Source organism: Streptomyces sp. NPDC060209 (genome assembly GCF_042728155.1).
Taxonomy (GTDB): Bacteria; Actinomycetota; Actinomycetes; order Streptomycetales; family Streptomycetaceae; genus Streptomyces.
In genome coordinates, this window is sequence record NZ_JBHWZS010000001.1 from 32,236 (window position 1) to 56,521 (window position 24,286).

Genomic DNA, 24,286 nt, shown 5'->3' on the forward strand with positions numbered 1-24,286 from the left:
AGGAAGGGCCACCCCCATGTGCCGACTCGGTCCCACCCGCTCCGGTCGCTCCCGCACCGGACCCGGCTTTCCCGCCGAGGAGTTACCGGACTCGCCGCTCCGACGCCCACTGGTCAGTGGAACCAACCCGACCTGGAGACGAACGATGCAGAAGAAGAAGCCCGTCATCGCGTGTATCGGCCTGCTGGCCGGTTCACTCGTCGCACTGTCCGGCACCATGGCGCAGGCCACCTCCACTCCCGCAGGCACGGGCGCGGTCAGCGCCCCGGCCGCGGTGGCCGCCGACGCCCTTTATGCGGCGCCGGGCGGCAGCGACGACGCGGCCGGCACGGAGTCGGACCCGACGACTCTTTCCTCGGCGATCAGCCGCGTCACCTCCGGCGGGACGATCTATCTGCGCGGCGGAACGTACGCGTACTCCGAGACGGTGACCATCCCGCCGGGCAACGACGGCACCCCGAGCGCCCGCACCACACTCGCCGCCTACCCGGACGAGATCCCGGTGCTGAACTTCGGCGCCATGAGCGAGGACCCGGCGAACCGCGGCCTCGCCGTGAACGGCGCGTACTGGCACATCGACGGCATCGTCGTCGAGCACGCCGGCGACAACGGGATCTTCGTGGGCGGGAGCAACAACGTCATCGAACATGTCGTGACGCGCTTCAACCACGACTCGGGCCTGCAGATCTCACGGATCGCCTCCGACACCCCCGACGACGAGTGGCCCGCCGACAACCTCATCCTGAGCTCGGAGTCGCACGACAACGCCGACTCCGACGGTGAGGACGCCGACGGCTTCGCCTCGAAGCTCACCTCGGGCCCCGGGAACGTGTTCCGCTACACCGTGTCCCACAACAACATCGACGACGGCTGGGACCTCTACACCAAGTCGGAGACGGGCCCCATCGGCCCCGTGACCATCGAGGACTCCCTCTCGTACGAGAACGGCACCCTCTCCGACGGAACCGTGAACTCCGACGGCGACCGCAACGGCTACAAGCTCGGCGGCGACGACATCGAGGTCGACCACATCGTCCGGCGCAACATCGCCTACAACAACGGCCACCACGGATTCACCTACAACAGCAACCCCGGCTCGATGACGGTGTCGGACAACGTCAGCATCGACAACGCCGAGCGCAACTTCTCCTTCGACAAGGGCACTTCGGTGTTCCGCGACAACGTCTCCTGCCGCAGCGACGACGGTTCCAACGACAAGACCGTGGGCGACGCCGACAGTTCCAACCAGTTCTGGGCCGGCTCGAACGGGTCGGCGTGCTCCGCGTACTCCGGCGCGATGGACTGGTCCTTCGCGGCCGACGGCTCGCTCGTCGTGACCTTCGGCGGCGACAGGGTGACGCCGTAGCCGTAGCCACGGACGCACGCACGCCTGCCTGTAGTCACCCACACCTGTTGCCGCTCACGCCCTGCCGGTCCGTCCGCCCTACCCGGACGGACCGGCAGGGCGCGCGGCTCTGTCCGCGGTGAGGTTTCGGTCACCTTCACGCAATGAAACATGCCGGAAACGCGAAGGCGTCCTCCGCGAAACGCACAGCCGCGACTCTCTCTGGGCCGGACCCCACGCCGCCCCGAGGAGGGACCCCTCTCTTGACCCCCGTGACCCTGGCCTCGGCAGGCCTCGACACAGGCGACACCGCCTGGCTCCTCGCCGCCACCGCTCTCGTCCTGCTGATGACGCCGGGCCTCGCCCTGTTCTACGGCGGAATGGTCCGCACGAAGAGCGTCCTCAACATGCTGATGATGAGCTTCGTGTCGATCGCGCTGGTCACGGTCGTCTGGCTGCTCGCGGGCTATTCGCTGGCGTTCGGCGACGACACGTTCGCGGGACTCATCGGCGGCCTCGGCCACGTGGGCATGGTCGGCATCGGTCCCGACGACCTCACGGGCAGCGTCCCCACCCTGTTGTTCACCACGTTCCAGCTCACCTTCGCGATCCTCACCGCGGCGCTGATCAGCGGAGCGATCGCGGACCGCATGAAGTTCGCGGCCTGGCTGGTCTTCGTGCCGGTGTGGACCCTGCTCGTATACGTTCCCGTCGCCCACTGGGTATGGGGGCCCGGCGGGTGGATCGCGGACTCGCTCGGCGCACTGGACTTCGCCGGCGGCCTCGTCGTGGAGATCACGTGCGGGGCATCGGGTCTGGCCCTCGCGCTGGTGATCGGACCGCGCATCGGCTTCAAGAAGGACGCGATGCGGCCGCACAACCTGCCGATGGTGATGCTCGGTGCGGGCCTGCTCTGGTTCGGCTGGCTCGGGTTCAACGGCGGCTCGGCGCTCGGCGCCAACGGTCTGGCCGCCGCATCCGTCCTCAACACCCTCGTCGCCGGATGCACCGGCCTGCTCGGCTGGCTCTTCGTCGAGCAGCGGCGCGACGGCCACCCGACCACCTTCGGCGCCGCGTCCGGCGTCGTCGCCGGCCTGGTGGCGATCACTCCCGCGTGCGGGACCGTCGGCGTCCTCGGCGCCACCGTCGTCGGACTCGTGGCCGGAGTCGTCTGCTCGTACGCCGTCGCCTGGAAGTTCCGGTTCGACTACGACGACTCCCTGGACGTGGTCGGCGTGCACTTCGTGGGAGGCGTCGTCGGCACGCTGCTCATAGGGCTGTTCGCGACGGCCACGATGACCGGCGGCGCGGACGGTCTCCTCTACGGCGGCGGAGCGGGCCAGCTCGCCCGGCAGGCCGTCGCCGTGCTCGCCGTGGCCGCGTACACCTTCCTCATGACGTACGGGATCGGCAAGGCGATCGACCGGCTGATGGGTGTGCGGGCCACCGAGGAGGAAGAACTCACGGGCCTGGACCAGACAGTGCACGCGGAGAGCGCCTACGATCACGGCGGCCTGGGTCATGCCGCCGCGCAGACCCCGGGCCACTCCGCACTTCATTTCCAGGACAGGAGCACCGCCCCATGAAGCTCATCACCGCCGTCGTGAAGCCGCACCGCCTCGACGAGGTGAAGACCGCTCTGCAGGACCTCGGCGTGAACGGGATGACGGTCACGGAGGCCAGCGGTTACGGGCGCCAGCACGGCCACACCGAGGTCTACCGGGGCGCCGAGTACAGGGTGGACCTGGTGCCCAAGATCCGTATAGAGGTGCTCGTCGAGGACGCCGACGCGGAGCCGGTCCTCGAAGCGGTGGTCCGTGCCGCCCGCACCGGCAAGATCGGCGACGGCAAGGTGTGGGCGCTGCCCGTGGAGACCGCGGTGCGGGTCCGCACGGGCGAGCGGGGGCCGGAGGCCATTTAGTGCCGCATCAGGCGACGTTCGCCCTGTCGGCCACCTCGTGGAGGACGTTCGCCCTGTCGGCCACCTCGTGGAGCTGTTCGTCGACGGCAGGTCCGGTCCGCCGGTGACGCAGCGGCGGACCGTGCCGCCCCTGCCCCTTGCGGCCGGCACGACCGGTGCCGGCCGATGCCGGGCTCTGCGGGACTACGCCCGCGTGAACCCGTGGCTCCGCTCCACTTTCGCCACATGCAGCGTGTAGCTCTGGTACCACTCGGCTTGCCCACGCTCTTGAGCGGCGCGGTGCTCGGCGTTGCACCGCCACTCCGCGAGCGCGTCGGCGTCGCGGAAGTACCCGACGGTGATACCCAGCCCGCCAGGAGTCTGCGCGTGGTCCATCCCCAGGTACCCGGGGACGTCCTTCACCAGGTCTTCCATGCGTGCGCTGGTCTCGCTGTAGCCGCTCTGGTTCTGGGTTCGCACCGTTGTGAAGACAGCTACGTAGTAGGGGGTTTCATAGGCCTCGACGGGCGCGACAGGCGCTTCCGAGTGATCGCTCATGGCGCCACCGTAAGGCGGGATGCGCCCGCCGATCCAGCGTCTTTCCCTAACGGGACGCATAAGGGATCCATCTCTTGACCAAAGCGGTCCGAGCTCTCCCCCGGCCCCCGGAAACGGCTTGCCACCGCGCACTCGTGCCCATCGGGATTTCCTGATCGGATACCGTCCTGGCCATGACGACTGCCATGACCAGGACGGTCGATGACGTGAACGTCGGGAGCCTGCTGCGGGGCTGGCGCAAGCTGCGGGGTGTCACCCAGCTCGAACTGGCTCTGAAGGCCGACAGTTCCGCGCGCCACATCAGCTTCATCGAAACCGGCCGGTCCACGCCGAGCCGGTCCATGGTGCTGCATCTCGCCGATCAGCTCGACGTTCCCGTGCGGGACCGCAACTCGCTGCTGATGGCCGCCGGTTACGCTCCCTCGTATCCGGAGACGTCGCTGACCGCGCCGGCTATGGCAACGCTCCGGGCAGGGCTGGATCAGCTGCTGACCGCCTACGAACCGCTCCCCGCCCTGGTGATGGACGGGATGTACGACGTGGTGGCCGCGAACAAGGGCGTGCAGATACTGCTCGACGGGGTGTCCGGTCACCTGCTGCAGTCACCCATGAACGCTATGCGCCTGACGCTGCACCCGCAGGGCCTGGCCCCGCGGATCCGCAATCTGGGCGAGTGGCGTGCCCACCTGCTGGAGCGGATGGAGCGGCAGGCCGCGCTGCGTTCCTCGGATGCGCTGCGCAGCCTGTACGAGGAGGTCGCCGCCTACCCTGCGCCGCCCGGCAGCACCCACGCCGGTCCGGACGAGCGCACGGACGGGCACGGCCCGGATGTCCACCCGTACGCGCTGCCGCTCCGGATCGAGGCGGGCGGCCGCGTGCTGTCGTTCATCTCGACGGCCACGACGTTCAACACACCGATGGATGTGACCGTCTCCGAACTGGCGGTCGAGACGTTCCTGCCCGCGGACAAGGAGACGGCCGCTGCCCTTAGAGCCGCAGGCTGAGGGAAGGAGTCACGCCCCCGGCAGGCGGTCCAGAAAGCCGGCGACGCTGGTGATCCGGCCGTCGTCGGCCAGCGTGATCACGTCGAAGCCCGCGGCCGGAGCGGACCCGTCGGCGGCGGAGACCAGGTCCCAGGTGAAACGCACCAGGTTGTGATGCGCGTCCGGCGTGCCGGTGAGCTCGAACGCGAATCCGGGGAATTGCCGCTGGACACCGGCGACGGCCGCCGCGATCCCGTCGTGGCCCTTCGCCTCACCCAACGGGTCGGTGTAGGTGCCGTCCTCGGTGAACGCCGAGGCAACCGCCTTGGCCAGTTCCTCGGGGGTGGCAGCGTTCCAAGCGGTGAAGTAGCGCTCGACAGCGTCCTCGTGCATGGTCACAGCGGTGTCCCTTCGTCGGTACGGCCGCACCCGAACGGCGCGTGTGCCGCAGGGCCGCGTGCCGCCCTGCCCTGCATACCCACAGCGTGCCGCTCCCGTCGCGGGGGGTCGATTACCGCTGAGGTAATCTCCGGGCCCGCGTCGAGCCGACCGGGCTCCCTCCGCCGCGGCGCGACGAGGGCGCAGGCGTGCCGTCAGCACTCCGCACCCCCCGGTGGGCGGATCCGGGGCAGCCGAGCACAGGGGGCGGCGCACTCACCGGCACTGTTCGGTTGCGGAAGGATGCGTGGCCCGGCATGGTTCGTCGCGTCTCCTCCTGTCCGCCCGCCTGCCGAAGGGACCTTCCCGTGGCCGTCGTTCCGGCTCGCCGTGTCGCGCTGCTCGGAGGAGGTTTCTCCATGGATGAGGACGGGCTCCTGGACGACTGGCTGCTGTCGCACGCGCGCACCAGCCGGCCCAAGGTGTGCTTCGTCCCCACGGCGAGCGGGGACGCCCCCGCCTACGTCGAGCAGTTCCTGGGCGCCTTCCGGCCGCGCCACTGCGAGCCTTCCGTCCTGCCGCTGTTCAGGCGGGAGCTCGACGACGAGGCTCTGCGGACGTTCCTGTTCTCCCAGGACGTGGTGTACGTCGGTGGCGGCAACACCGCGAACCTGCTCGCGGTCTGGCGCGTGCACGAGGTGGACCGGCTGCTGCGGGAGGCCGCCGGCCGTGGGACGCTGCTGTGCGGGATCAGCGCCGGCGCCAACTGCTGGGCCGAGGGGTCGCACACCGACTCGTTCGGTCCGTTGACGTACCTGCGGGACGGGCTCGGCCTCCTGCCGGGCTCGGTGTGCCCCCACTACGACAGCGAACCCGGCCGCCGGCCCTCGTACAGGGACGCCGTGGCCACCGGCATGCTGCCTGCCGGGTGGGCGCTGGACGACGGCGTGGGCGTCCTCTTCACGGACGGGCACCCGCAGGAGGTGGTGACCAGATCCTCGGACGCGCGTCTGTACCGGGTGGAGCCCGACGGGGACGGCGGTGCGGGCGAACGGGCGTTGTCGTGCCGCTCGCTCGACGCACGGTGGCCCGGCTGACGGGACGCAGCACCGGTCAGTCGGTCGCGTCGGGCTCCAGGGCGTACAGACGTGGCAGGTTGACCACGATCGCCTCCTGAGTGCTGCGGGCGATGACGACCACGGCCTCCTCGGTGGGGTCCGGGTTCTCCTCGCGGTGCGGGACGAACGGCGGGACGAAGATGTAGTCGCCCGGCGAGGTGCGCAGCCGCACTTCCTCCGGCTCGTCCCCCGAATCGTCCAGGAAGACGAACTCCGGGTGTCCGCTGACCACATGGATGGCGGTCTCCGACTCGCCGTGGTGGTGGTCGGAGGACGAGGTCGAGGGGGCCACGTGGGTCTGGCCCATCCACAGCTTCTCGGAACCGACGGTCTTCCCGCTCACCGCGCTGAACCTGCGCATGCCGCCGGTCTGCGCCGTGTCGCCGTCCAGTGCGTCCGCGCGGATGTGGTGCAGACGGGTACGCAGGGGTGCCGCGGGGCGGCCCGGGGTTTCATGGAGATGAGGGTGGAACCCTTCTCCGGGGGTCGTCAACGGCTCGCTCATACCGGGGACGTTAGGTCGGCGGCGAAAAGGATGTCAAGAGGTGTCCTTTCCCCTTCACCTGCGGCAATGTTCCCGCAATGTAGGACGTGGACGCAGGAGCGGAACGGCCGGAAGAGCCTCGCCTGCGGCCCGACGCCGGGGCATGATGTGAGCATGCATATCTCCGCGAAGGCGGACTACGCCACGCGCGCCCTTCTGGAGCTCGCGAGTGATCCCGGCCGTCCGCTCTCCTGTGAAGCCATCGCCTCCTCGCAGGAGATTCCGTTCAGGTTCCTGAAATCCGTGGTGGGCGAACTCCGCAAAGCCGGTCTGGTGCGCAGCCAGCGTGGCTGTGAGGGCGGTTACTGGCTCGGCAGACCGGCCGGGGAGATCGCCCTGCTGGATGTCGTACGCGCCGTCGACGGCGAACTGATCACCCTGCGGGGCGAGTCGCTGAGCGGGCTCGACTACCCCGGCCCGGCTGTGGGCCTGCCCGGGGTGTGGAGGCGGGTCGAGTCGGACGCCGCGGCGGTCCTCGGCGGGCTCACCCTGGCTGCCCTGCTGCCTGCCGGCGCACGCGAACAGCCGTCCGCGATCGGTGCCGCGTGAGTGGCGGCCCGGATGCGCCACCGGTGGAGGTGGTGGAGTACACCGACCCGATGTGCCCCTGGGCCTGGGGGTCGGAACCGGCCTTCCGCAGGCTCCGGACCGCGCTGGCCGGCCGGGTCCGCTGGCGGCGGGCGTACGCGGTCCTCTTCGACGACGAGGACGACCCGGCACCCGACCCGGCGGCCGAAACCGCCTACTACGCGGGCTACGTCGAGAGGATCGGCGCGCACACCGGTGCGCCACGGGCCGTTCGGCTGAGCCGGGTCGCGGCCAGCTCCTGGCCCTCGTCGCTCGTGGCCGGGGCCGCCGAGCTCCAGGGGGCCGACGTGGCCGAACGGGTCCTGCGCCGGCTGCGGGAGACCGTCTTCGTACTGGGCGAACCGGCGGACACCCCGGAGGCCGCGCTGGCCGCCACGCGCGGCGTCCCGGGCCTGGACCCGGTGCGGCTCAGGTCGGACGCGGCTTCGCCCGGGGTGCTGGAGCGGGTGCGTGCCGACCGCGCGGAGGCACGGCGGCCGGTCCCCGAAGTCCTGTCCGTGCACAGCGGATCGCCGCACCCGGGCACGGCGAAGGAGACGTTCGAGGGCGGGCACCGCTACGCGTTGCCGACGCTCCTGCTGCGCGCCCCGTCGGGATATCGCGCGATCCCCGGCTGGCGGCCGTACGCGACCTATGCGGAGGCTGTCGACGAACTCTGCCCGGGGCTCCTGGACTCCTCCGCGATGCTCTCCCCCTCCGAGGCGCTGCAGCGCCACGGGAGCCTGACCGAACCGGAGCGTCACCTGCTGGCGGAGGGTGCGTGGCCCCCTCCGGGGGCGGTCCCGCTGGGGACCGGAAACGGCCCTCTGTGGCTGCATCCTGACGAGGCGTCAGTCCATCCGGCCATGCCCTCCGGACCTCCCGCAGCGCCCTGAGCTGCGGTTGAGCCCCGTCCCGCTGAATGAGACACCAATGGGTGTCCATTGACAGGCGCGGACGGCTGCCGCCAGGATATGCCCATGCTCACGACGCACCCCGGTGTGGTGTGCCGCTACGTGGACCTGCGGCGCACCTCCAGCGCACTCTGTCGCTGACCGCCCACCACCCCCGTTCCACAGGCGCTGCCTGACCTCTGTCGGCAGCACCGGCTCTCCGCCGGTCCGCTGATCCGCGCCTGTCCCCCGCGTCGGCTCTCCGCCTTCCGTCGCGCCTTCTCCGTCGTATCCCCGTACGGGGTCGTGAGTTCCTCGACACCCCGCCCGGGACCGCTCCTGCCCAGCCGTGCGCCGCCGCCTCGACGACGCATGCCCGCATACGCGACGACGGTTCCGTGCGAGTGCCGCGCCGCCCTTCCCGCACTCCCCCGCCTTCTCCTGCCCTGCTCCAGGTCGGGACTCATCAGAGAGAACGAGATGTCCGCACGACTCACGATCCGCCACCGACCGGACGTCCGGTCGGCCCGACAGGCGGGCGGCCTGAGGGTCGCTGCCCTCGGAACCGCTTTTGTCGCCCTGCTCGTCCCGGCTCTGAGCGCTTGCGGCGGCAGTGCCTCGTCGTCGGCCGGCAGCGCCACCCTGAAATGGGCCTCGTCCTATTTCCCGGGCCACTGGGATCCGGTGGTGTCGGGAAGCGGCGCGCAGTTCCGTGAACTCGCGCTCGTCTACTCCTCGTTGACCCGCACCGACGAGGAGGGCAAGGCCGTTCCGGACCTCGCCGAGAGCTGGGAGTACAACGAGAAGGGTGACCGGATCACCTTCCATGTACGTCCCGGGCTGAAGTTCAGCGACGGCGAACCGGTCGACGGCGCAGCCGTGAAGGCCGCCATCGAGCGTGCGCAGAAGCAGAAGAACTCCGCGCTCTTCGGTGACCTGACGTCGATCGGATCGGTGGAGGCCGACGGCCTGGACGCCACGCTCCACCTCACCCAGGTCGACTACCAGATACCGCAGTTGCTCGGGGAGCGCGTCCTGCAGATCGCCAGCCCGAAGGCCGCCGGGAACCCCACGAAGCTGGACCAGAACCCCATCGGTGCCGGACCGTTCGTCATCGACCAGCTGATCCCGGGCACCAAGGCGGTCCTGCGGAAGAACCCCGATTACTGGGACGCGAAGAACATCCACATCGACAACGTCGAGCTGGTGTCCGCCCCCGATGCCTCCACCGTCGTCTCGGGACTCCAGACCGGGGTCTACAACTTCGCCGACCTCGACCCGAGCCAGGCCGCTGCCGCCGACAAGGCGGGCCTGGACGTGTTCTCCCAGCCCGGCTTCAACGCCTCCAACATCAGCCTGAACGTCAACAAGGCGCCGTTCGACGACGACAGGGTCGTCGATGCTCTCCGTTACGCGGTCAACCGCAAGGAGTTCGTCGACAAGCTGACGTTCGGTCACGGCGAGGCGACCGACCAGCCGTTCCCCAAGGGTTACGTGGCCTACGACTCCGAGTCGGAGAACGCCTACCCCTACGACCCGAAGAAGTCGAAGAAGCTCCTCGCCGAGGCGGGTCACAAGCCCGGCGACATCAAGCTGAACCTGGTCATCCCGGCGGAGGATCCGCAGGCAGAGATCGTCCAGTCGCAGCTGGCCGCCGTGGGCGTCAAGGTCACCATCAAGATCGACAAGAACTGGGCCACGCCGTTCTTCGCCAAGGACCTGGCCTTCTCCCTGTACTCGACGACGGGCCGCGACTCCGCGGTACAGACCCTCACCGCCCATTTCGGCCCCAACGGCCCGCTGAACCTCAGCACCCCCTATGAGCCGGACGGCTTCAAGGAGGCCGTCGCAAAGGTCCGTCAGACGCCCCTGGACGCACCCGACTACGCGCAGGTCCTCCAGGCGGCGACGCGTGCGGGCCTCGGGAGCAAGGCGCTGATCTTCACCTTCTCCTCGCCCAACCTCTTCGCCAAGAGCAAGGCCCTGTCGGATCTGCCGAAGAACCCCGCCCACATCGACTGGACCGGCGTGAAGATCGCCGGCTCCTGACCATCCATCCACTGCAGAGAGGGGGCAGCCCCATGACGACGACCACGCCAGAGGTCACTCCTGAGCGCCGCCGGGTCGCCACGGCAAGAGCGCGGCATGCGGCGGGGCGGGTGGCGGCCGTCCTCGGCCGGTCGGTCGCGATCTTCGTGCCGGTGTTCCTGGTGGCGACCTTCGTGACGTTCGCGCTGCGGTCCATGAGCGGGCTCAGCCCGGCGCGGATCCAGCTGGGCGAGGAGGCGACCCCCGAGGCGATCCAGCGCATCGAGGCCGAGTGGGGGCTCGACAAGCCCTTCCTGACCCAGTACTGGGACTGGTTCACCGATGTCCTGCACGGACAGCTCGGCACCAGCTGGGTCAACGGGGCCGACATCTCCACGCTGATCGGCCTCGGCCTGGGGGTGAGCCTCTCGGTCGCGACCTTCGCGCTGGTCATCGGCGTGGTCGTCGGCTTCGCCCTCGGCACGGTGGCGGCGCTCCGGCGCACCACCCTCGTCGACCGGGCGATCACGGGATTCGTCACCGTGATCTCGGTGATGCCGGCCTTCGTCGTCGGCATCGTGCTGGTGGCGGTCCTCGCGGTGGGGCTCGATCTGTTCCCCTCGGCCGGATACATACCTGCCGAGCAGGGGGTCGGCCCCTGGATCGCCCACATCACGCTCCCCGCGCTCGCGCTGAGCTTCGACGTCATAGCCGACGTCGCCCGCCAGTTGCGGTCCAGCCTCATCGCGGCGTACGGGGAGAACTACGTGACGGGCGCGGTGGTCCGGGGCCTGAGCCCGCGGCGGATCTTCTTCACACACGTCCTGCGCAACGGCCTCGGGCCCGCCCTCGCCACGATCGGCCAGAAGTTCCCCGCGCTGGTCGGCGCCTCCGTTGTCACGGAGTGGATCTTCGGCCTCCAGGGCTTCGGCCGGTTCGCCAACGACTCGGCCCAGGCAGGCGACGTTCCTGCGGTGCAGGGCGTGCTCGTGGTGTCGATCGTGCTGGTCGTCTCCTTCAACCTGATCATCAACCTGGTGCTGGCGCGTGTGATGCCGGCATCCCAGCGGGGGGTATGACGATGGTGCGCCGCGTCCTCTCACTCACATCCGGCCGGATCGCCGTGGTCATCCTCGTGCTGATCGCCCTGCTCGCCGTCTGCGGGCCGTGGCTCGCCCCGCAGGATCCCCTGGCGACCAGCGACAACACGCTGGCGTCGGCCTCGGGCGCCCACTGGCTGGGGACGGACTACCTGGGCCGTGACGTGTTCAGCCGTCTCCTGGACGGCTCACGCGTCAGCGTGCTCGGATCGCTGGAGGTCGCGCTGATGGCCCTGGTCGTCGGCGCGATCCCCGGCATCCTGTCGGTCTACTCGGGCCGGGTCTTCGAATGGCTGACCCTCCGGCTGGCCGACACCCTGGTCGCCCTGCCGTTCCTGCTGTTCGCCATCGCCGTGATCGCGCTGCTCGGCAACGGCATCACCCAGGCCATGCTCGTCACGGGCGCCCTGGTCTCACCGCTCTTCTACCGGGTGTCCCGTGCGGCCACGCTGGCCGTGGCCCGCTCGCCGTACGTGGAGGCCGCCATCGTCTCCGGCGCCTCGATCGGCTGGGTCGTACGCCGCCATGTCTGGGTCAAGGTGCTCCCGCCGATCGCGGTCGCGCTCGCCCAGACCATCGGCGTGGGCTTCGTCATCGTCTCGAGCCTGACCTTCCTCGGTATCGGCGTCCAGCCCCCGGCTCCCACCTGGGGCGGTCTGCTCGCCTCCGACCTGGGCTACCTCAGCCACCAGCCCTGGGCCCCGGTGGCGCCCGCCCTGCTGATCATGGTCACCGTCTGGGCGTGCAATCTGCTCGCCGACGCCATCCGCGACGTCTCCGGTGAAGCGGGCCGCGCGTTGGTCAACCGGCGCAAGGCCCGGGCCCGCACCGGTACATCCGCCCCCGTCACCGTGGGAGGTTCCCGATGAGGACCCTGTCCCAGAACACCGCCCTCGACCGCACCGAGGAGCCCGCGGAAACCGGGACCGCCGCTGTGGCCGCTCCGACCGCTCCGCCGGTGATCGCCGTCCGCGACGTGCACATCAGCGACCGCGTCACCGACCGGGAGATCGTCCACGGCGTCGGCTTCGAGCTCACACCGGGCAAGGCGGTCGGCATCGTCGGCGAGTCCGGCAGCGGCAAGACCCTCACCTGCCGTGCCGTGCTCGGCATCCTGCCCCCGCACTTCGAGGTCTCCGGCGGATCCGTCGAGATCGACGGAACCGACATCGCCACCCTGACACCCCGTCAGTGGACGGCCCTGCGGGGCACCACGGTCGGCGCCGTCTTCCAGGACCCGGCGTCCTACCTCAACCCGTCGATCCGTGTGGGCGCCCAGATTGCCGAGGTCATCCGGGTCAAGAAGGGCGTGAAGCGGCGCGAGGCGCGCCGGCAGGCACTCGAACTCCTCCGTGCGGTACGGCTGCGGGACCCGGAGCTGGTCTACGGCCAGTACACCTACGAGCTGTCGGGGGGCATGCTCCAGCGCGTCCTGATCGCGGCTGCGATCGCCGTCGAGCCTCGCGCGCTCATCGCCGACGAGGCCACAACGGCACTCGACGTCACGGTCCAGGCCGAGATCCTCGACCTGCTGGCCGAACTGCGGGAGCGCACCGGCCTGGCGCTCGTCGTCGTCTCCCACGACCTGGCCGTCGTCGCCCAGTTGTGCGACGAGGTCCTGGTCATGCGGCAGGGGGAGGTGGTGGAGCAGGGCCCGACGCGGTCCGTGCTGCACGACCCGCAGCACGAGTACACCCGGCTGCTCATGGCCGAGCACGAGCAGTACGGCCTGGACAAGTTCCTCACCCCGGAGGACCCGAAGGACCCCGAGGACCCCGAGGACCCCAAGGAGGCGTCATGACCACCGCGTCACCGGAGGCGAAGACCGCCGGCCGGGAGGAGGGAACCCCCTCCCCCGTCCTGGCCGTCGAGGGCCTGGAGGTCCGTTACGGCCGGGGACGCCGGGGACGCAGCGCCCTGCGAGGGGTCTCGCTGAGCATCGCACCCGGGGAGACCGTCGGCGTCATCGGCGAGACGGGCTCCGGGAAGTCCACGCTGGCCCGCGCCGTGCTCGGCCTCGTGCGTCCCTCGGCCGGCTCGATCCGGGTCGGCGGCGAAGACGTCACAGGCTTCGGCAACCGCCAGTGGCGTGGCCTGCGCCGACGGGGCATCGTCCAGTACGTCTTCCAGGACCCGCTGCGCAGCCTCGACCCGGATCTCACCATCGAGGACTCCCTGACCGAACCGCTCCTCATCCAGGGGGTACCGCGCAAGGAGGCGGCCGAACGGGCCCGTGCGTTCCTCGACCGGGTCCACCTGTCCGGGGAACTGCTCGGCCGGCTGCCCGGAGAGCTGTCCGGCGGCCAGCGCCAGCGGGTCGCCGTGGCCCGCGCCCTGGTCACGGAGCCCTCCCTGGTCATCCTCGACGAGCCGGTCAGTGCCCTGGACTCCGCCAACCGCGTGCAGGTCCTGGAGATCCTCAAGGAGCTCCGCGACTCCGGCACGTCCCTCGTCTTCATCTCCCACGACCTCGGTTCCATCGCCGGGACCGCCGACCGCATCGCCGTGCTCTACAGGGGTGAGCTCGTCGAGGTGGGAGCGGCCCGTGACGTGATCAACCATCCGCGGCACGTGTACACGCGCCTGCTCGTCGGCTCCGCGCCGACGCTGCACACGCCGACCGCCGACCGGACCGAGCGCGAGGCCCTGCGCGCGCAGCTGAGCGGCTGACCGCGGAGCGTCCGGACCCTTTCGCATCCCCCGCACCACTGAGAGGAACACCCACATGTCCCGCAGGATCCATCTCGCACTGCACCCGTACGGCGTCGGCGGCCCCGGCCAGCACGGCCTCTGGAAGGACCCGGGCGTCGCGAAGAACGCCAGCATCGACATCAACTACTACATCCAGCAGGCCCAGGCCGCCGAACACGCCCTCTTCGACGCGCTGTTCGTCGTCGACAGCCAGTTCATCAACGCCACCTACCCCTCGCACTACCTGAACCGGCTGGAGCCGCTCACCCTGCTCTCCGCCGTCGCCACCCACACGAGGAACATCGGCCTGGTCGGCACGGCTAGCTCGACGTACAACTCGCCCTTCAACCTCGCCCGCCGGTTCGCCTCCCTCGACCACATCAGCGGCGGCCGCGCCGGCTGGAACGTGGTGACCAGCTTCGACACCGGTACGTCGAAGAACTTCGGGCTCGACGAACACCTCGACTACGCGACGCGGTACGGCCGCGCCCTGGAATTCGTGCAGGTCGCCCGTGGTCTGTGGGACTCCTACGAGGACGACGCCTTCCCGGCCGACGTGGCGCGCGACGTCTTCCTCGACCCGTCCAGGCTGCACGCGCTGGACCACGTCGGGGAGCACTTCAAGGTCGCCGGGCCGCTCAACATCTCCCGCTCCCCGCAGGGGCAGCCCGTCATCTTCCAGGCGGGGGTCTCCGCCGAGGGCCGCGACCTCGCCGCGCGCGTCGCCGAGGGCATCTACGCACCGGGCGGCACGCTGGAGCAGGCGCGGGAGTACTACGCCGACATCAAGAAGCGCACCGCGGCCTACGGGCGTGACCCCGAGCACATCAAGGTCTTCATCCACGGTGGTCCCATCGTCGGATCGACCGACGAGGAGGCCCGGCGCCGGGAGCGGGAGATCTTCGAGGAGGACAACGACTTCGCGAGCAACCTCGCACTCCTGGGCCGCTCCTTCGGCGCGTACGACTTCAGCGTGCACGACCTGGACGCGCCGTTCCCGGACGTCGCCCATCTCGCGGAGAAGGGGGGCCGGACGGGCGCCGGGAAGATCATCGAGCGCGCGAAGGCGGAGAACCTCTCCCTGCGTCAGGTCGCCGAGTCCGTCAACGCGTTCCGCCCCTCGCCGTTCGTCGGGTCCCCGGAGACCGTCGCCGACACCATCGAGCGGTGGTCCGACGCGGGCACCCTGGACGGCATCAACCTGGCCTTCCGGAACAACGACGACCTCAACCGCTTCGTGGACGGTGTGGTGCCGCTCCTGCAGAAGCGCGGCCTGTTCCGGACCGAGTACGAGGCCGACACCCTGCGCGGCAACCTCGGGCTGCCCCTCCCGGCCAACCGCCACACCTCCGAGCGCGAGCTCGTGAACGACTGACGCGGTCCGCGAATCCCCTGAGCAGGCACGCACACGCACACGCAGGAGTCTGAGATGACCGAGTACAACGACTACTACGCCCCCGAGGGCCTTCGCACACGCGGCACCGTCGTCGTGGTGCCCGGCCGCGGCGAGACCCGGGCGACCTACACCCGGCTCGGCAAGCGACTGGCCGCCGACGCCTACCGTGTCCGTGTCGTCGACGCCCCTGACCTCGACGAGGGTGACCTCGCGGGCTCACTGACCCGCTTCGGTGAACAACTCGCCGCCGCCGCCCAGGACTCGGCCGCCGGACAGGACGGTGTCGTACGCCCCCTCGTGCTGGTGGGGTCGGACAGAGGAGCCGTGGCCGTGGCGGCGCTCCTCGGCCGGGACGGCGTACCGTCCGCCGGACGACCTGACGCCGTCGTCCTCGCGGGGATCCCGGGCGGCGGGGCGTCCGCCGTCGGCGGCTGGGAGGACGAGCTCGACGTGCGCACCGCCTGCCCCGCCCATCGGGGGGCGCTCACCGAGGACACCGGGATCCGGCGCGGCGCGCTCGACGAGGCGGTTCCGGAGGCGCTGCTCGCGGCCGCGTACGACAGCGTCCTCGGCGTCCCCGCACTGCTCCTCGTCGGTGACGCCGATCCGCTCGCGGACCGCGAGGCACTCGTCCGTACGGCCAAGTCGCTTCCGCGTGCCCGCCTGTCGGTGGTGCGGGACGCCCACCACGACGTCCTGAACGACATGCAGCACCGCTCGGTGGCCGCGGAGGTCGTCACCTTCCTGGAGACCTTGCGCAACGAGCTGGTGCCGGTCGTCACGGTCGATTCGAGTGCCTGGTGAGCGCTGCCGCGTCCGGCCTCATCCGGCACCGCCGGTATTTCTGACCCGTAGAGAAAGGTCCTCCCAATGGCAACCATCCTGTCCGTCTCCGGAAGTCCCTCCGCCACCTCCCGCACCGCACGGCTCCTGCGCCACCTGGACGACCGGCTCCGGGAGCAGGGCCACGACGTGACGCCGCTGGACGTGCGCACCCTGCCCGCCGAGGCGCTGCTCGGCGCCGACTTCCGGCACCCGGCCGTCGTCGGGGCCACCGCGCTGTTCGAGGAGGCGGACGGGGTGGTCATAGGAACGCCCGTCTACAAGGCCGCGTACTCGGGGCTGTTGAAGACGCTGCTCGACCTACTCCCCCAGTACGCGCTGACCGGCAAGACCGTGCTGCCGCTGGCCACCGGCGGCAGCACGGCCCATGTGCTGGCCATCGACTACGCGCTGCGCCCGGTGCTCAGCTCCATGGGTGCGGCGCACATCGTCCCGGGCTGGTTCACGCTCGACAAGGACATCACCTCGGGCGAGGACGGCACGCTGACCGTCGCACCCGGTACGGCCGAGGCCCTCGCCCAGGTCACCGACACCTTCTCCCGGGTGCTGGGCGGGCGTACGGCGGTGCTGGCACCCACAGGCTGACCACTCACGCCGCTCTCAGACGCCGCCATACCGCCTTCGCCGCGTGGTGTCCCGACATGCCGTGCACACCGGGGCCGGGCGGGGTGGCCGACGAGCAGAGGAAGACCGCGGGATGCGCGGTGGCGTACGGCACGCGGGCGAGCTTGGGCCGGATCACCGTCTGGAGCCCGGCGAACGCGCCGGTGGCGATGTCGCCGCCGACGTAATTGGCGTTGCGTACCGCGAGTTGGGGCGGTCCGGCGACGGCGCGGGCGAGGACCAGGTCCCGGAACCCGGGGGCGAACCGCTCCAGTTGCCGCTCGATGACCTCGGTGGCGTCGCCCTCCCAGCCTGCCGGGACGTGCCCGTACACCCAGAAGACATGGCGGCCCTCGGGTGCGCGGGTCGGGTCGACGACGCCGGGCTGCGCAGCGATGAGGAAGGGGACGCTCGGAGCGCGGCCCGCCACGGCGGCACGCAGGGCCGCGTCGATCTCGGCGGCGGAGGGACCGACATGGACCGTGCCGGCACGCCTGGCCTCCTCGGCCGTCCAGGGCACCGGGCCCGAGAGCGCGTAATCGATCTTGAAGCAGGAGGGCCCGTAGCGGTAGTGGTCGTAGGCACCGCCGAGACCCGCGATCCGGGCCAGCGCGGTCGGCGAGGTGTCGAAGACGTACGCGCGGGCGGGTGGGAGTTCGTCGAGGCGTTTGACCTCGATGCCCGTGCGGATGACGCCGCCCTGCTCACGCAGGAAGGAGGCGAGGGCGTCGGAGATCGCCTGTGAGCCGCCGCGGGGCACCGGCCAGCCGTTCTCGTGCGCCGCTAGCGCGAAGAGCAGGGCGATCCCTGCGGTCGCGAGGCCGCCGGCGGGCGCGATGGCATGCCCGGCGAGGCCCGCGATCAGAGCGCGCGCCTTCTCTCCCCGGAAACGCCGCGACAGCAGCGTGGCCGGCTGGATCGCGTCCAGTCCGAAGCGCGCCCAGCGGTACGGATCCCGGGGCAGGCCGTCCCACGGGGTGCGCAGGAAGTCCTCGGCGAGGGTGTCCCAGTGGCCTGTGAAGGGTGCGACCAGCCTGCGGTAGGCACCGGCGTCCTCGGCGCCCAGCGACATGGCGCTCTCCCCGACGGATCTGGTGAGCACCGCGGCGGAGCCGTCGGGGAAGGGGTGGGCGAGCGACAGCGGCGCCTGGAGCCATTCGAGGCCGTGCCGGGCGAGCGGCATCGCCTTGAAGGCAGGCGATCCGATGCCCAGCGGGTGCACGGCGGAACACGGGTCGTGGCGGAAGCCGGGAAGGGTCAGCTCCTCGGTCCGGGCACCGCCCCCGACGGTCTCCCCGGCCTCGAACACCTCCACGGCGAAGCCGCGGCGGGCCAGCTCGACCGCGGCCGTCAGCCCGTTCGGGCCCGCCCCCACGACGACGGCATCCAGCATCGATGGCACCTTCGGACTCCTTTGTCAGCCGGTGGCCAGGGAACCCAGGATATTCGGGCGCGCCGACAACGGACCCCCGGGTAGCCTCCCACCCGATGAACGCATGCGTACCCTCCCCCGCAGTCAGCGCGATGGCCTCCCGCCTCACCCGGCTGCCCGGTGTCGAGGCGGTCACCCTGGGCGGAAGCCGGGCCCGCGGCACCCACCGCCCCGATTCCGACTGGGATCTGGGCGTCTACTACCGGGGCACCCCGGACCTGGCCGCCCTCACCGCGCTGGCGTCCGAGGCCCAGGGGACGCCGGCCGACGTCGCGGGACCCGGCGGATGGGGCCCCTGGGTGAACGGCGGGGCGTGGCTGACGGTGGACGGCGTCGCCGTCGACTGGATCCTGCGCGATCTGGACCGGGTGGAGTCGGTCTGGTCGGACTGCCGGGCGGGCCGCTTCGAGGTGGGGATCCAGCCCGGCCACCCGCTGGGTTTCTGGTCACCCTGCTACGTGGGAGAGGTCGCCCTCGGCCGGGTGCTCGAGGACCCGGGCGGCGAGCTGACGGCCCTTCAGGAGGCCACGCACACCTACCCCGAGCCGCTGCGCCGGGCGCTGACCGGTGCGGTCTGGGAGGCGGAATTCTCCGTGGCGTCCGCGCGCAAGTCCTCCCCGGCCGGGGACACGCTCCATGTCGCGCTCTGCCTCTCGAAGGCCTTCGGGATCCTCGCCCAGGCCCTGCACGCCCATCACCGCGTCTGGTGCCTCAACGAGAAGGGCGCGCTCGCTACCGCCGCCGCGCTGCCGGACACCCCGACGGACTTCGCGGACCGCGTGTCGGCGTCTTTGCGCGGCCTGGACCCGGCGGCGGTGGATCTCGCGGCCGACGTCGTGCGCGAGGTACGGGGCGTGCTGGACGGGGACTCCTCAGCCGGTGCCGAGGGCTGAGGCCCCCACCGGGAAGGACGCGTGGAAGCCGAAGGAGCACCTTCGTCCACCCGGCCTCAGGGAAGACGCGAAGACTTGCGGCACCGCCCCCGCGGCGACCCCCCGATCACCTGGTGGAATGTCAGCGCGCTGCGAGGTCTGCCAGCAGCTCGGCGGTGGGCTTGGGGTGGACGAGCCAGCGCAGGTGACTCCCCTCGAGTGTCCGGACGTCGAAGGGGTTGTCGGGTGTGAGCGCGTCGGCTTCGCGAATCATGCGGTCCTGCACGGCAGGCGGAAGGCTGGCATCGGCGGCCAGGCGCACATAGGTTCGCGGAATCCGGCCCCAGGTCGTGGCCTGTGCCCGGTCGGCGGACGTACCGGCGTCGAGGTTCTCGTCGGGCTGGAAGGTGTTCAGGAAGGTCAAAAACTCGTCATCGGTGAGGTCGGCGGCGAACGCTCGCTTGAACGCGGCGAGCGCCGTCGGGTCGGCGGTGCGGAAGTTGGTCCGGAGCAGACCGAGTTCGGCCGGGTTCCCGACGAGTGTGGCAGCGAAGGCTCCCGCGTCGACGTCCGCCATCTCCGGCTGGGCGTAGTAGTCGCTCACGTCCAGATCGACGGGGCACCAGGCGGAGACGTAAACGATCCGGTCGATCAGCTCGGGCCGGGCGTTGGCGACGGCGGTGGTCGTGATGCCGCCCCGGCTGTGGGCGACGAGGATGGTGGGCCCGTTCCGCTTGGCCCGTTCGAGGACTTCGATCACACGGGCGGCGTTGTCGGCGAGCGTGACGCCCTTGATGCTCCCCGGTTCCGCGGCAAGTGCGTCGAGGTCCTGGGGAGCCTGGTACGTCGCGGGGAAGGTCGCCTCGAATCCGTGCCCCGGAAGGTCGACCGCGACCGAGCGGTGCCCGAGCAAGGCGAGCTCGGCCTGCAGTGGCGCGAACGAGAACGAATTCGCGAAGGCTCCATGAACAAGAACGAATGTCGGCAGATTCTGCATGTCTCAGCCTCCAACAGAACGATCTTCGAGGCAAGACCTGGGGTTCAGGAGGGCTTCCCCATGTCTGGCCGTGGTCTCGAAGGTGGTGCTGTTCATGTGCGGCCGGCGCATCGCAGGGGTGTCTGCAGCGGGAAGCGACCTGGGAATTCGGCGGTGGGCCGTCGACCGTCCTCGGACCCGGACCGTGTCATTCCACCGACCTGCACCGACCATGGGAGAGGCCAGGTCCCGCGGACAGGCTCACACCCGCACGAGACCCGCGATGTGCGGTCAGTCCTGCCGGCCGGTCCGCAGCGCCTGAAGGATCCGCTCCGCCGTCGCCCGGTCCCTGGCCGCGGTGAACGGCAGGTCGTTCCCGCCGGTGATGCGGTACGGGACACCGGAGAGCGTCGACTGGGCGCCGCCCGCCTCGGTGACGAGGAGCAGTCCCGCCGCGTGGTCCCAGGCGAACTCCCAGTTGAAGGCGACCGCGTCCTGCGCGCCGCAGGCCACAGCGAGGTATTCCAGCCCCGCCGATCCGCACGCACGGGCGTCGATGCCTTCGGTGCGCAGACCGAGCAGGGCGCGCTTCTGGGCGTCGGAGGTGTAGTCCGGGTGGGACATGGCCACCTTGAGCACCGCGCCGGGCGCGGGCGACCCGCTGTGCAGGGTCGTGCCGTTGAGTGTGGCACCACGGCCCCGCACGGCGACGGCCATCTCGTCGAGAACGGGGGCGTAGGTCCAGGAGGCGTACACCTCTCCGTGCACAGCGAGGGCCACCAGGGTGCAGAAGCCGGGTTCGCCGTGGACGAACTGCCGGGTGCCGTCGACCGGGTCGACGATCCACACGGGTGCGTCGCCGCCGAGCGCGTCGTAGACGGCGGGGTCGGCGTGGACGGCCTCCTCGCCGACGACGACCGAACCGGGCAGCAGCCGGGTCAGGGACGCGGTGAGGTGCTCCTCGGCAAGCCGGTCCGCGGCGGTGACCAGGTCGTGCGGGCCGCTCTTCTCGACGATCTCGTGTGCCGCCAGCTGCCGGTAGCGCGGCATGATCTCGGCGGCGGCCGCTGCCCGGACCGCCGCCTCCACCTCGGCCGTCGGCCCGGCGTGCCCGGCGGTCCCGTACAGAAAGTCATCGATCATGACTCCAGCTAAGCACGGTCCGCCGGGGCCACCCCGGGCAGGTGGTCAGCGGCCGACCGCGTACCCCTGCATCCCGCGGGGGTTGGCGGCGGCGGACAGGACGCCGGTCTCCGGGTCCCTGGCGACGGCGCACATGCGTCCCTCGGACCACGGGTCGCCGACCGTGACGTCATGGCCGCGACCGCGCAGTTCCGCGATGACCTCCGGGTCCATGCCCTCCTCGACGGTGACGCTGCCGGGGCGCATCCCGCGTGGGAAGAAGGAGCCGGGGAAGCTGTCGTTGTGCCAGTTCGGGGCGTCGATGGCGCCCTGGAGGTCGAGGCCGCCACGGACCCGGGCGCGCAGCGCCACGGCGAGGAAGAAGTGCAGCTGCCACTGGTCCTGCTGGTCACCGCCGGGTGTGCCGAACGCCATGACGGGGACTCCGTCGCGCAGGGCGAGGGACGGGGTCAGTGTGGTGCGCGGGCGGCGGCCGGGGGTCAGAGTGTTCGGCAGGCCCTCGTCGAGCCAGGCCATCTGCAGCCGGGTGCCGAGCGGGAAGCCCAGCTCGGGCACGACGGGGTTGGACTGGAGCCAGCCGCCGCTGGGTGTGGCGGCGACCATGTTCCCCCAGCGGTCGACGATGTCGAGGTGGCAGGTGTCCCCGCGGGTCGCACCGTCCTTGGCCACCGTCGGCTCGCCCGCTCCGGCCACCGATATGCCCATGGCGTCGAAACCGGACCCGCCGGAGGCTACGGCGTGGGCATGCGCACTGAGGACCGGGCTGCGGCCCCCGGGGCTGCCGGGGCGCAGTTCCAGGGACGCGGTGTCCTTGACCAGGGCGCGGCGCTCGTCGTTGTAGGGCGCGGAGAGCAGCGTGTCGAGCGGTACGTCGGTGGCGTCGCCGTACCAGGCCTCGCGGTCGGCCATCGCGAGCTTGCAGCCCTCGATGAGCAGGTGCACGTAGTCGGCGGAGCCGTAGGCCGGGAGCTCGGCCGGGAGGAGGGCGAGCTGCTGGAGGAAGGCGGGGCCCTGGCTCCAGCCGGCTGCCTTGGCGAGCGTCCAGCCGTTCCAGTCGTACGTGGCGGGCGCCTCGTACGTCGCGGACCAGCCCGCCAGGTCGTCGGCGGTGAGGGTGCCGGTGTGGCGGGTTCCGCTGGTGTCCATGGTGGGGACGCCGGCCTGGCGGACCAGCGCCTCGGCTATGAAGCCCGTGCGCCAGACCGCGCGGGCGGCGTCGATCTGCGCGATGCGGTCCTCGCCGCCCTTCTCCTCCGCCTCGGCGGTCACACGGCGCCAGGTGGCGGCGAGGGCCGGGTTGCGGAACAGCTTGCCGGGCTCGGGCGCCTTCCCGCCGGGGAGGTAGACCTCGGCGGAGGTCGGCCACTCGGTCTCGAAGAGTTCGCGGACGGTCTCCACGGTCTGGCCGACGCGCTCGACGGGGGCGTGGCCGTCCTCGGCGTATCCGATCGCGTAACGCAGGACCTCGGCGAGGGTCTTGGTCCCGTGGTCGCGCAGCAGCAGCATCCAGGCGTCGAAGGCGCCCGGCACTGCGGCGGCGAGCGGCCCGGTGCCGGGGACCAGGTCCAGGCCGAGCGAGCGGTAGTGCGCGGCCGACGCGCCCGCGGGGGCGGGGCCCTGGCCGCACAGCACCTGTACGTCGCCGTCCTTCGGCGCGAGGATCATGGGGACCTCGCCGGCCGGGCCGTTGAGGTGCGGTTCGACGACGTGCAGGACGAACCCTGCGGCGACGGCCGCGTCGTAGGCGTTGCCGCCGTCCTCCAGGACAGCCATCGCCGACTGCGAGGCGAGCCAGTGGGTGGAGGACACCATGCCGAAGGTGCCCTGGAGGGTGGGGCGGGTGGTGAACACGGGTGCGGCTCCTTGCTGCGGCGTGCGGGTTCTGTGGTGCTTCGCGGATCGTACGTACCCGGGAGGGGCCCCGGGCGGGGAGGTCAGGCGGCCGCGTCCGGGGCGGTGCCGTCGTCGCCGACGAGGTGGCAGGAGACCTGCCGGCCGCCGGGGATCTCGCGCAGGGCTGGGACCTCGGTACGGCACCGTTCGACGGCGAGCGGGCAGCGGGTGTTGAAGCGGCAGCCGGGCGGAGGGTCGAGCGGGCTCGGCAGTTCGCCGTGCAGCACGATGCGCTCGCGGGAGCGCTGGGCCACGGGGTCGGGTACCGGGGCGGCGGAGAGCAGTGCCTGGGTGTAGGGGTGCTTGGGAGCGGCGAACAGCTCGGCGGTCGGCGCCTGTTCGACGATCTGCCCGAGATACATCACGGCGATCCGGTCGGCGAGGTATTCGACGGCTGCCAGGTCGTGGGTGATGAACAGGCAGCCGAAGCCGCGGTCCCGCTGGAGGTCGGCCAGGAGGTTGAGTACGGACGCCTGGACCGAGACGTCGAGCGCCGAGGTGGGTTCGTCGGCGACGACCAGATCGGGGTCGCAGGACAGGGCCCGGGCGATCGAGATGCGCTGGCGCTGTCCGCCGGACAGCTCGTGGGGGTGCCGGTCGGCGTGCTCGGGACGCAGGCCGACCTGGCCGAGCAGCTGCTCGACCCGCTCCCGCACGGCCGCTCTGTTCGGTCGGCGGTCCCGGCGGTGCAGCCGGATGGGCTCGGCGATGATCTGGCCGACGGTCATCCGGGGGTCGAGCGAGGACGAGGGGTCCTGGAAGACCAGGTGGAAGTCCTTGCGCAGGGGGCGCAGCGCACGGCGGGAGAGGTGACTGACGTCGGTGCCGTTGATGTGGACGGTGCCGGCGGTGGGTTCGTCGAGGCGTACGGCGCACCGGCCGACGGTCGACTTGCCGCTGCCCGACTCGCCGACGAGGCCGACGACCTCGCCGCGGCCGATGGTGATCGAGACACCGTCGACGGCACGGACGGTGCCCCCGCCGGAGGCACCGAAGTGCCGCTCCATGCCGCTGATCTCCAGC

24 protein-coding genes are annotated in these 24,286 nt (G+C 71.0%); 16 read left to right on the plus strand and 8 right to left on the minus strand.

Features of this window, described 5'->3' with window-relative positions:
• Positions 1-145 precede the first annotated feature (145 nt).
• From ACFWFI_RS00150 to ACFWFI_RS00160, 3 genes are all read left to right on the plus strand, one after another.
• Positions 146-1,366 (plus strand): right-handed parallel beta-helix repeat-containing protein, encoded by a 1,221-nt coding sequence (locus ACFWFI_RS00150; protein WP_387383706.1) that lies wholly within the window; start codon positions 146-148, stop codon positions 1,364-1,366.
• 242 nt (positions 1,367-1,608) lie between these two features.
• Positions 1,609-2,931 carry an ammonium transporter gene (locus tag ACFWFI_RS00155; protein WP_387383708.1) on the plus strand — a complete coding sequence of 441 codons (1,323 nt, stop codon included), beginning with the start codon at positions 1,609-1,611 and terminating at the stop codon, positions 2,929-2,931.
• Entirely contained in the window at positions 2,928-3,266 is a 339-nt protein-coding gene (locus ACFWFI_RS00160; RefSeq protein ID WP_387383710.1) for a P-II family nitrogen regulator, read from the plus strand. The genes ACFWFI_RS00155 and ACFWFI_RS00160 overlap by 4 nt, the downstream gene beginning before the upstream one ends.
• Before the next feature lie 183 nt (positions 3,267-3,449).
• On the opposite strand, the gene ACFWFI_RS00165 is transcribed toward ACFWFI_RS00160, so the two are convergent.
• A complete protein-coding gene (locus ACFWFI_RS00165; RefSeq protein WP_387383712.1) occupies positions 3,450-3,803 on the minus strand; it encodes an antibiotic biosynthesis monooxygenase family protein in 354 nt (117 codons plus the stop codon).
• 185 nt (positions 3,804-3,988) lie between these two features.
• Here ACFWFI_RS00165 and ACFWFI_RS00170 point away from each other — a divergent pair, with 185 nt between their 5' ends.
• Positions 3,989-4,807 (plus strand): helix-turn-helix domain-containing protein, encoded by an 819-nt coding sequence (locus ACFWFI_RS00170; RefSeq protein ID WP_387383830.1) that lies wholly within the window; start codon positions 3,989-3,991, stop codon positions 4,805-4,807.
• A 9-nt stretch (positions 4,808-4,816) separates the two neighbouring features.
• On the opposite strand, the gene ACFWFI_RS00175 is transcribed toward ACFWFI_RS00170, so the two are convergent.
• A complete protein-coding gene (locus ACFWFI_RS00175; RefSeq protein WP_387383713.1) occupies positions 4,817-5,185 on the minus strand; it encodes a nuclear transport factor 2 family protein in 369 nt (122 codons plus the stop codon).
• Positions 5,186-5,481: 296 nt separating this feature from the next.
• On the opposite strand from ACFWFI_RS00175, the gene ACFWFI_RS00180 reads away from it, so the two are divergent.
• Positions 5,482-6,261: a Type 1 glutamine amidotransferase-like domain-containing protein gene (locus tag ACFWFI_RS00180; protein ID WP_387383714.1), complete on the plus strand. Its 780-nt coding sequence runs from the start codon at positions 5,482-5,484 to the stop codon at positions 6,259-6,261.
• A gap of 16 nt (positions 6,262-6,277) precedes the next feature.
• On the opposite strand, the gene ACFWFI_RS00185 is transcribed toward ACFWFI_RS00180, so the two are convergent.
• Positions 6,278-6,787, minus strand: coding sequence for a cupin domain-containing protein (locus tag ACFWFI_RS00185; RefSeq protein WP_387383716.1), 510 nt, complete (start codon positions 6,785-6,787; stop codon positions 6,278-6,280).
• Positions 6,788-6,940: 153 nt separating this feature from the next.
• Here ACFWFI_RS00185 and ACFWFI_RS00190 point away from each other — a divergent pair, with 153 nt between their 5' ends.
• The 10 genes from ACFWFI_RS00190 (at position 6,941) to ssuE (ending at position 16,929) form a co-directional block, all read left to right on the plus strand.
• A complete protein-coding gene (locus tag ACFWFI_RS00190) occupies positions 6,941-7,375 on the plus strand; it encodes an RrF2 family transcriptional regulator (protein WP_387383718.1) in 435 nt (144 codons plus the stop codon).
• 50 nt (positions 7,376-7,425) lie between these two features.
• Positions 7,426-8,289 (plus strand): DsbA family oxidoreductase, encoded by an 864-nt coding sequence (locus ACFWFI_RS00195; RefSeq protein WP_387383832.1) that lies wholly within the window; start codon positions 7,426-7,428, stop codon positions 8,287-8,289.
• Between the two features lie 477 nt (positions 8,290-8,766).
• Positions 8,767-10,335, plus strand: a complete 1,569-nt coding sequence (locus tag ACFWFI_RS00200) for an ABC transporter substrate-binding protein (protein ID WP_387383720.1) — start codon at positions 8,767-8,769, stop codon at positions 10,333-10,335.
• 32 nt (positions 10,336-10,367) lie between these two features.
• The gene (locus ACFWFI_RS00205; protein WP_387383722.1) at positions 10,368-11,393 is read left to right on the plus strand and encodes an ABC transporter permease; all 1,026 of its coding nucleotides are present in this window, start codon (positions 10,368-10,370) and stop codon (positions 11,391-11,393) included.
• A gap of 2 nt (positions 11,394-11,395) precedes the next feature.
• Complete coding sequence (locus ACFWFI_RS00210; protein ID WP_387383724.1) at positions 11,396-12,283, plus strand: ABC transporter permease; 888 nt, start codon at positions 11,396-11,398, stop codon at positions 12,281-12,283.
• Complete coding sequence (locus ACFWFI_RS00215; RefSeq protein ID WP_387383726.1) at positions 12,280-13,215, plus strand: ABC transporter ATP-binding protein; 936 nt, start codon at positions 12,280-12,282, stop codon at positions 13,213-13,215. The genes ACFWFI_RS00210 and ACFWFI_RS00215 overlap by 4 nt, the downstream gene beginning before the upstream one ends.
• On the plus strand, positions 13,212-14,084 hold the full coding sequence (locus ACFWFI_RS00220; RefSeq protein WP_387383728.1) for an ABC transporter ATP-binding protein: 873 nt from the start codon (positions 13,212-13,214) through the stop codon (positions 14,082-14,084). The genes ACFWFI_RS00215 and ACFWFI_RS00220 overlap by 4 nt, the downstream gene beginning before the upstream one ends.
• A 55-nt stretch (positions 14,085-14,139) precedes the next feature.
• Positions 14,140-15,480 carry an NtaA/DmoA family FMN-dependent monooxygenase gene (locus ACFWFI_RS00225; RefSeq protein ID WP_387383730.1) on the plus strand — a complete coding sequence of 447 codons (1,341 nt, stop codon included), beginning with the start codon at positions 14,140-14,142 and terminating at the stop codon, positions 15,478-15,480.
• Positions 15,481-15,534: 54 nt separating this feature from the next.
• Positions 15,535-16,305: an alpha/beta hydrolase gene (locus ACFWFI_RS00230; RefSeq protein ID WP_387383731.1), complete on the plus strand. Its 771-nt coding sequence runs from the start codon at positions 15,535-15,537 to the stop codon at positions 16,303-16,305.
• Between the two features lie 66 nt (positions 16,306-16,371).
• Positions 16,372-16,929, plus strand: coding sequence for an NADPH-dependent FMN reductase (gene ssuE / locus ACFWFI_RS00235; protein WP_387383733.1), 558 nt, complete (start codon positions 16,372-16,374; stop codon positions 16,927-16,929).
• Positions 16,930-16,933: 4 nt separating this feature from the next.
• Here the strand turns inward: ssuE and ACFWFI_RS00240 are convergent, their stop codons facing one another.
• Positions 16,934-18,349, minus strand: a complete 1,416-nt coding sequence (locus ACFWFI_RS00240; RefSeq protein WP_387383735.1) for a phytoene desaturase family protein — start codon at positions 18,347-18,349, stop codon at positions 16,934-16,936.
• An 86-nt stretch (positions 18,350-18,435) separates the two neighbouring features.
• On the opposite strand from ACFWFI_RS00240, the gene ACFWFI_RS00245 reads away from it, so the two are divergent.
• Complete coding sequence (locus tag ACFWFI_RS00245; protein ID WP_387383737.1) at positions 18,436-19,272, plus strand: nucleotidyltransferase domain-containing protein; 837 nt, start codon at positions 18,436-18,438, stop codon at positions 19,270-19,272.
• Positions 19,273-19,393: 121 nt separating this feature from the next.
• Here the strand turns inward: ACFWFI_RS00245 and ACFWFI_RS00250 are convergent, their stop codons facing one another.
• The 4 genes from ACFWFI_RS00250 to ACFWFI_RS00265 all read right to left on the minus strand — a co-directional run bounded on the left by ACFWFI_RS00250 (position 19,394) and on the right by ACFWFI_RS00265 (position 24,270).
• Complete coding sequence (locus ACFWFI_RS00250; RefSeq protein WP_387383740.1) at positions 19,394-20,248, minus strand: alpha/beta fold hydrolase; 855 nt, start codon at positions 20,246-20,248, stop codon at positions 19,394-19,396.
• Positions 20,249-20,518: 270 nt separating this feature from the next.
• Positions 20,519-21,370, minus strand: coding sequence for an inositol monophosphatase family protein (locus tag ACFWFI_RS00255; RefSeq protein WP_387383742.1), 852 nt, complete (start codon positions 21,368-21,370; stop codon positions 20,519-20,521).
• Positions 21,371-21,415: 45 nt separating this feature from the next.
• Positions 21,416-23,221: a gamma-glutamyltransferase family protein gene (locus tag ACFWFI_RS00260; protein ID WP_387383744.1), complete on the minus strand. Its 1,806-nt coding sequence runs from the start codon at positions 23,219-23,221 to the stop codon at positions 21,416-21,418.
• 83 nt (positions 23,222-23,304) lie between these two features.
• Positions 23,305-24,270 carry an ABC transporter ATP-binding protein gene (locus tag ACFWFI_RS00265; protein ID WP_387383834.1) on the minus strand — a complete coding sequence of 322 codons (966 nt, stop codon included), beginning with the start codon at positions 24,268-24,270 and terminating at the stop codon, positions 23,305-23,307.
• Positions 24,271-24,286: the final 16 nt, after the last annotated feature.

Excerpts from the sequence above, each read along its gene's own strand:
- ACFWFI_RS00150 (WP_387383706.1), top strand. The coding sequence starts at position 146 with ATGCAGAAGAAGAAGCCCGTCATCGCGTGTATCGGCCTGCTGGCCGGT.
- ACFWFI_RS00160 (WP_387383710.1), top strand. The coding sequence starts at position 2,928 with ATGAAGCTCATCACCGCCGTCGTGAAGCCGCACCGCCTCGACGAGGTG.
- ACFWFI_RS00165 (WP_387383712.1), bottom strand. The coding sequence starts at position 3,803 with ATGAGCGATCACTCGGAAGCGCCTGTCGCGCCCGTCGAGGCCTATGAA.
- ACFWFI_RS00170 (WP_387383830.1), top strand. The coding sequence starts at position 3,989 with ATGACCAGGACGGTCGATGACGTGAACGTCGGGAGCCTGCTGCGGGGC.
- ACFWFI_RS00180 (WP_387383714.1), top strand. The coding sequence starts at position 5,482 with ATGGTTCGTCGCGTCTCCTCCTGTCCGCCCGCCTGCCGAAGGGACCTT.
- ACFWFI_RS00185 (WP_387383716.1), bottom strand. The coding sequence starts at position 6,787 with ATGAGCGAGCCGTTGACGACCCCCGGAGAAGGGTTCCACCCTCATCTC.
- ACFWFI_RS00190 (WP_387383718.1), top strand. The coding sequence starts at position 6,941 with ATGCATATCTCCGCGAAGGCGGACTACGCCACGCGCGCCCTTCTGGAG.
- ACFWFI_RS00195 (WP_387383832.1), top strand. The coding sequence starts at position 7,426 with ATGTGCCCCTGGGCCTGGGGGTCGGAACCGGCCTTCCGCAGGCTCCGG.
- ACFWFI_RS00200 (WP_387383720.1), top strand. The coding sequence starts at position 8,767 with ATGTCCGCACGACTCACGATCCGCCACCGACCGGACGTCCGGTCGGCC.
- ACFWFI_RS00205 (WP_387383722.1), top strand. The coding sequence starts at position 10,368 with ATGACGACGACCACGCCAGAGGTCACTCCTGAGCGCCGCCGGGTCGCC.
- ACFWFI_RS00210 (WP_387383724.1), top strand. The coding sequence starts at position 11,396 with ATGGTGCGCCGCGTCCTCTCACTCACATCCGGCCGGATCGCCGTGGTC.
- ACFWFI_RS00215 (WP_387383726.1), top strand. The coding sequence starts at position 12,280 with ATGAGGACCCTGTCCCAGAACACCGCCCTCGACCGCACCGAGGAGCCC.
- ACFWFI_RS00220 (WP_387383728.1), top strand. The coding sequence starts at position 13,212 with ATGACCACCGCGTCACCGGAGGCGAAGACCGCCGGCCGGGAGGAGGGA.
- ACFWFI_RS00225 (WP_387383730.1), top strand. The coding sequence starts at position 14,140 with ATGTCCCGCAGGATCCATCTCGCACTGCACCCGTACGGCGTCGGCGGC.
- ACFWFI_RS00230 (WP_387383731.1), top strand. The coding sequence starts at position 15,535 with ATGACCGAGTACAACGACTACTACGCCCCCGAGGGCCTTCGCACACGC.
- ssuE (WP_387383733.1), top strand. The coding sequence starts at position 16,372 with ATGGCAACCATCCTGTCCGTCTCCGGAAGTCCCTCCGCCACCTCCCGC.
- ACFWFI_RS00245 (WP_387383737.1), top strand. The coding sequence starts at position 18,436 with ATGAACGCATGCGTACCCTCCCCCGCAGTCAGCGCGATGGCCTCCCGC.
- ACFWFI_RS00250 (WP_387383740.1), bottom strand. The coding sequence starts at position 20,248 with ATGCAGAATCTGCCGACATTCGTTCTTGTTCATGGAGCCTTCGCGAAT.
- ACFWFI_RS00255 (WP_387383742.1), bottom strand. The coding sequence starts at position 21,370 with ATGATCGATGACTTTCTGTACGGGACCGCCGGGCACGCCGGGCCGACG.
- ACFWFI_RS00265 (WP_387383834.1), bottom strand. The coding sequence starts at position 24,270 with ATGGAGCGGCACTTCGGTGCCTCCGGCGGGGGCACCGTCCGTGCCGTC.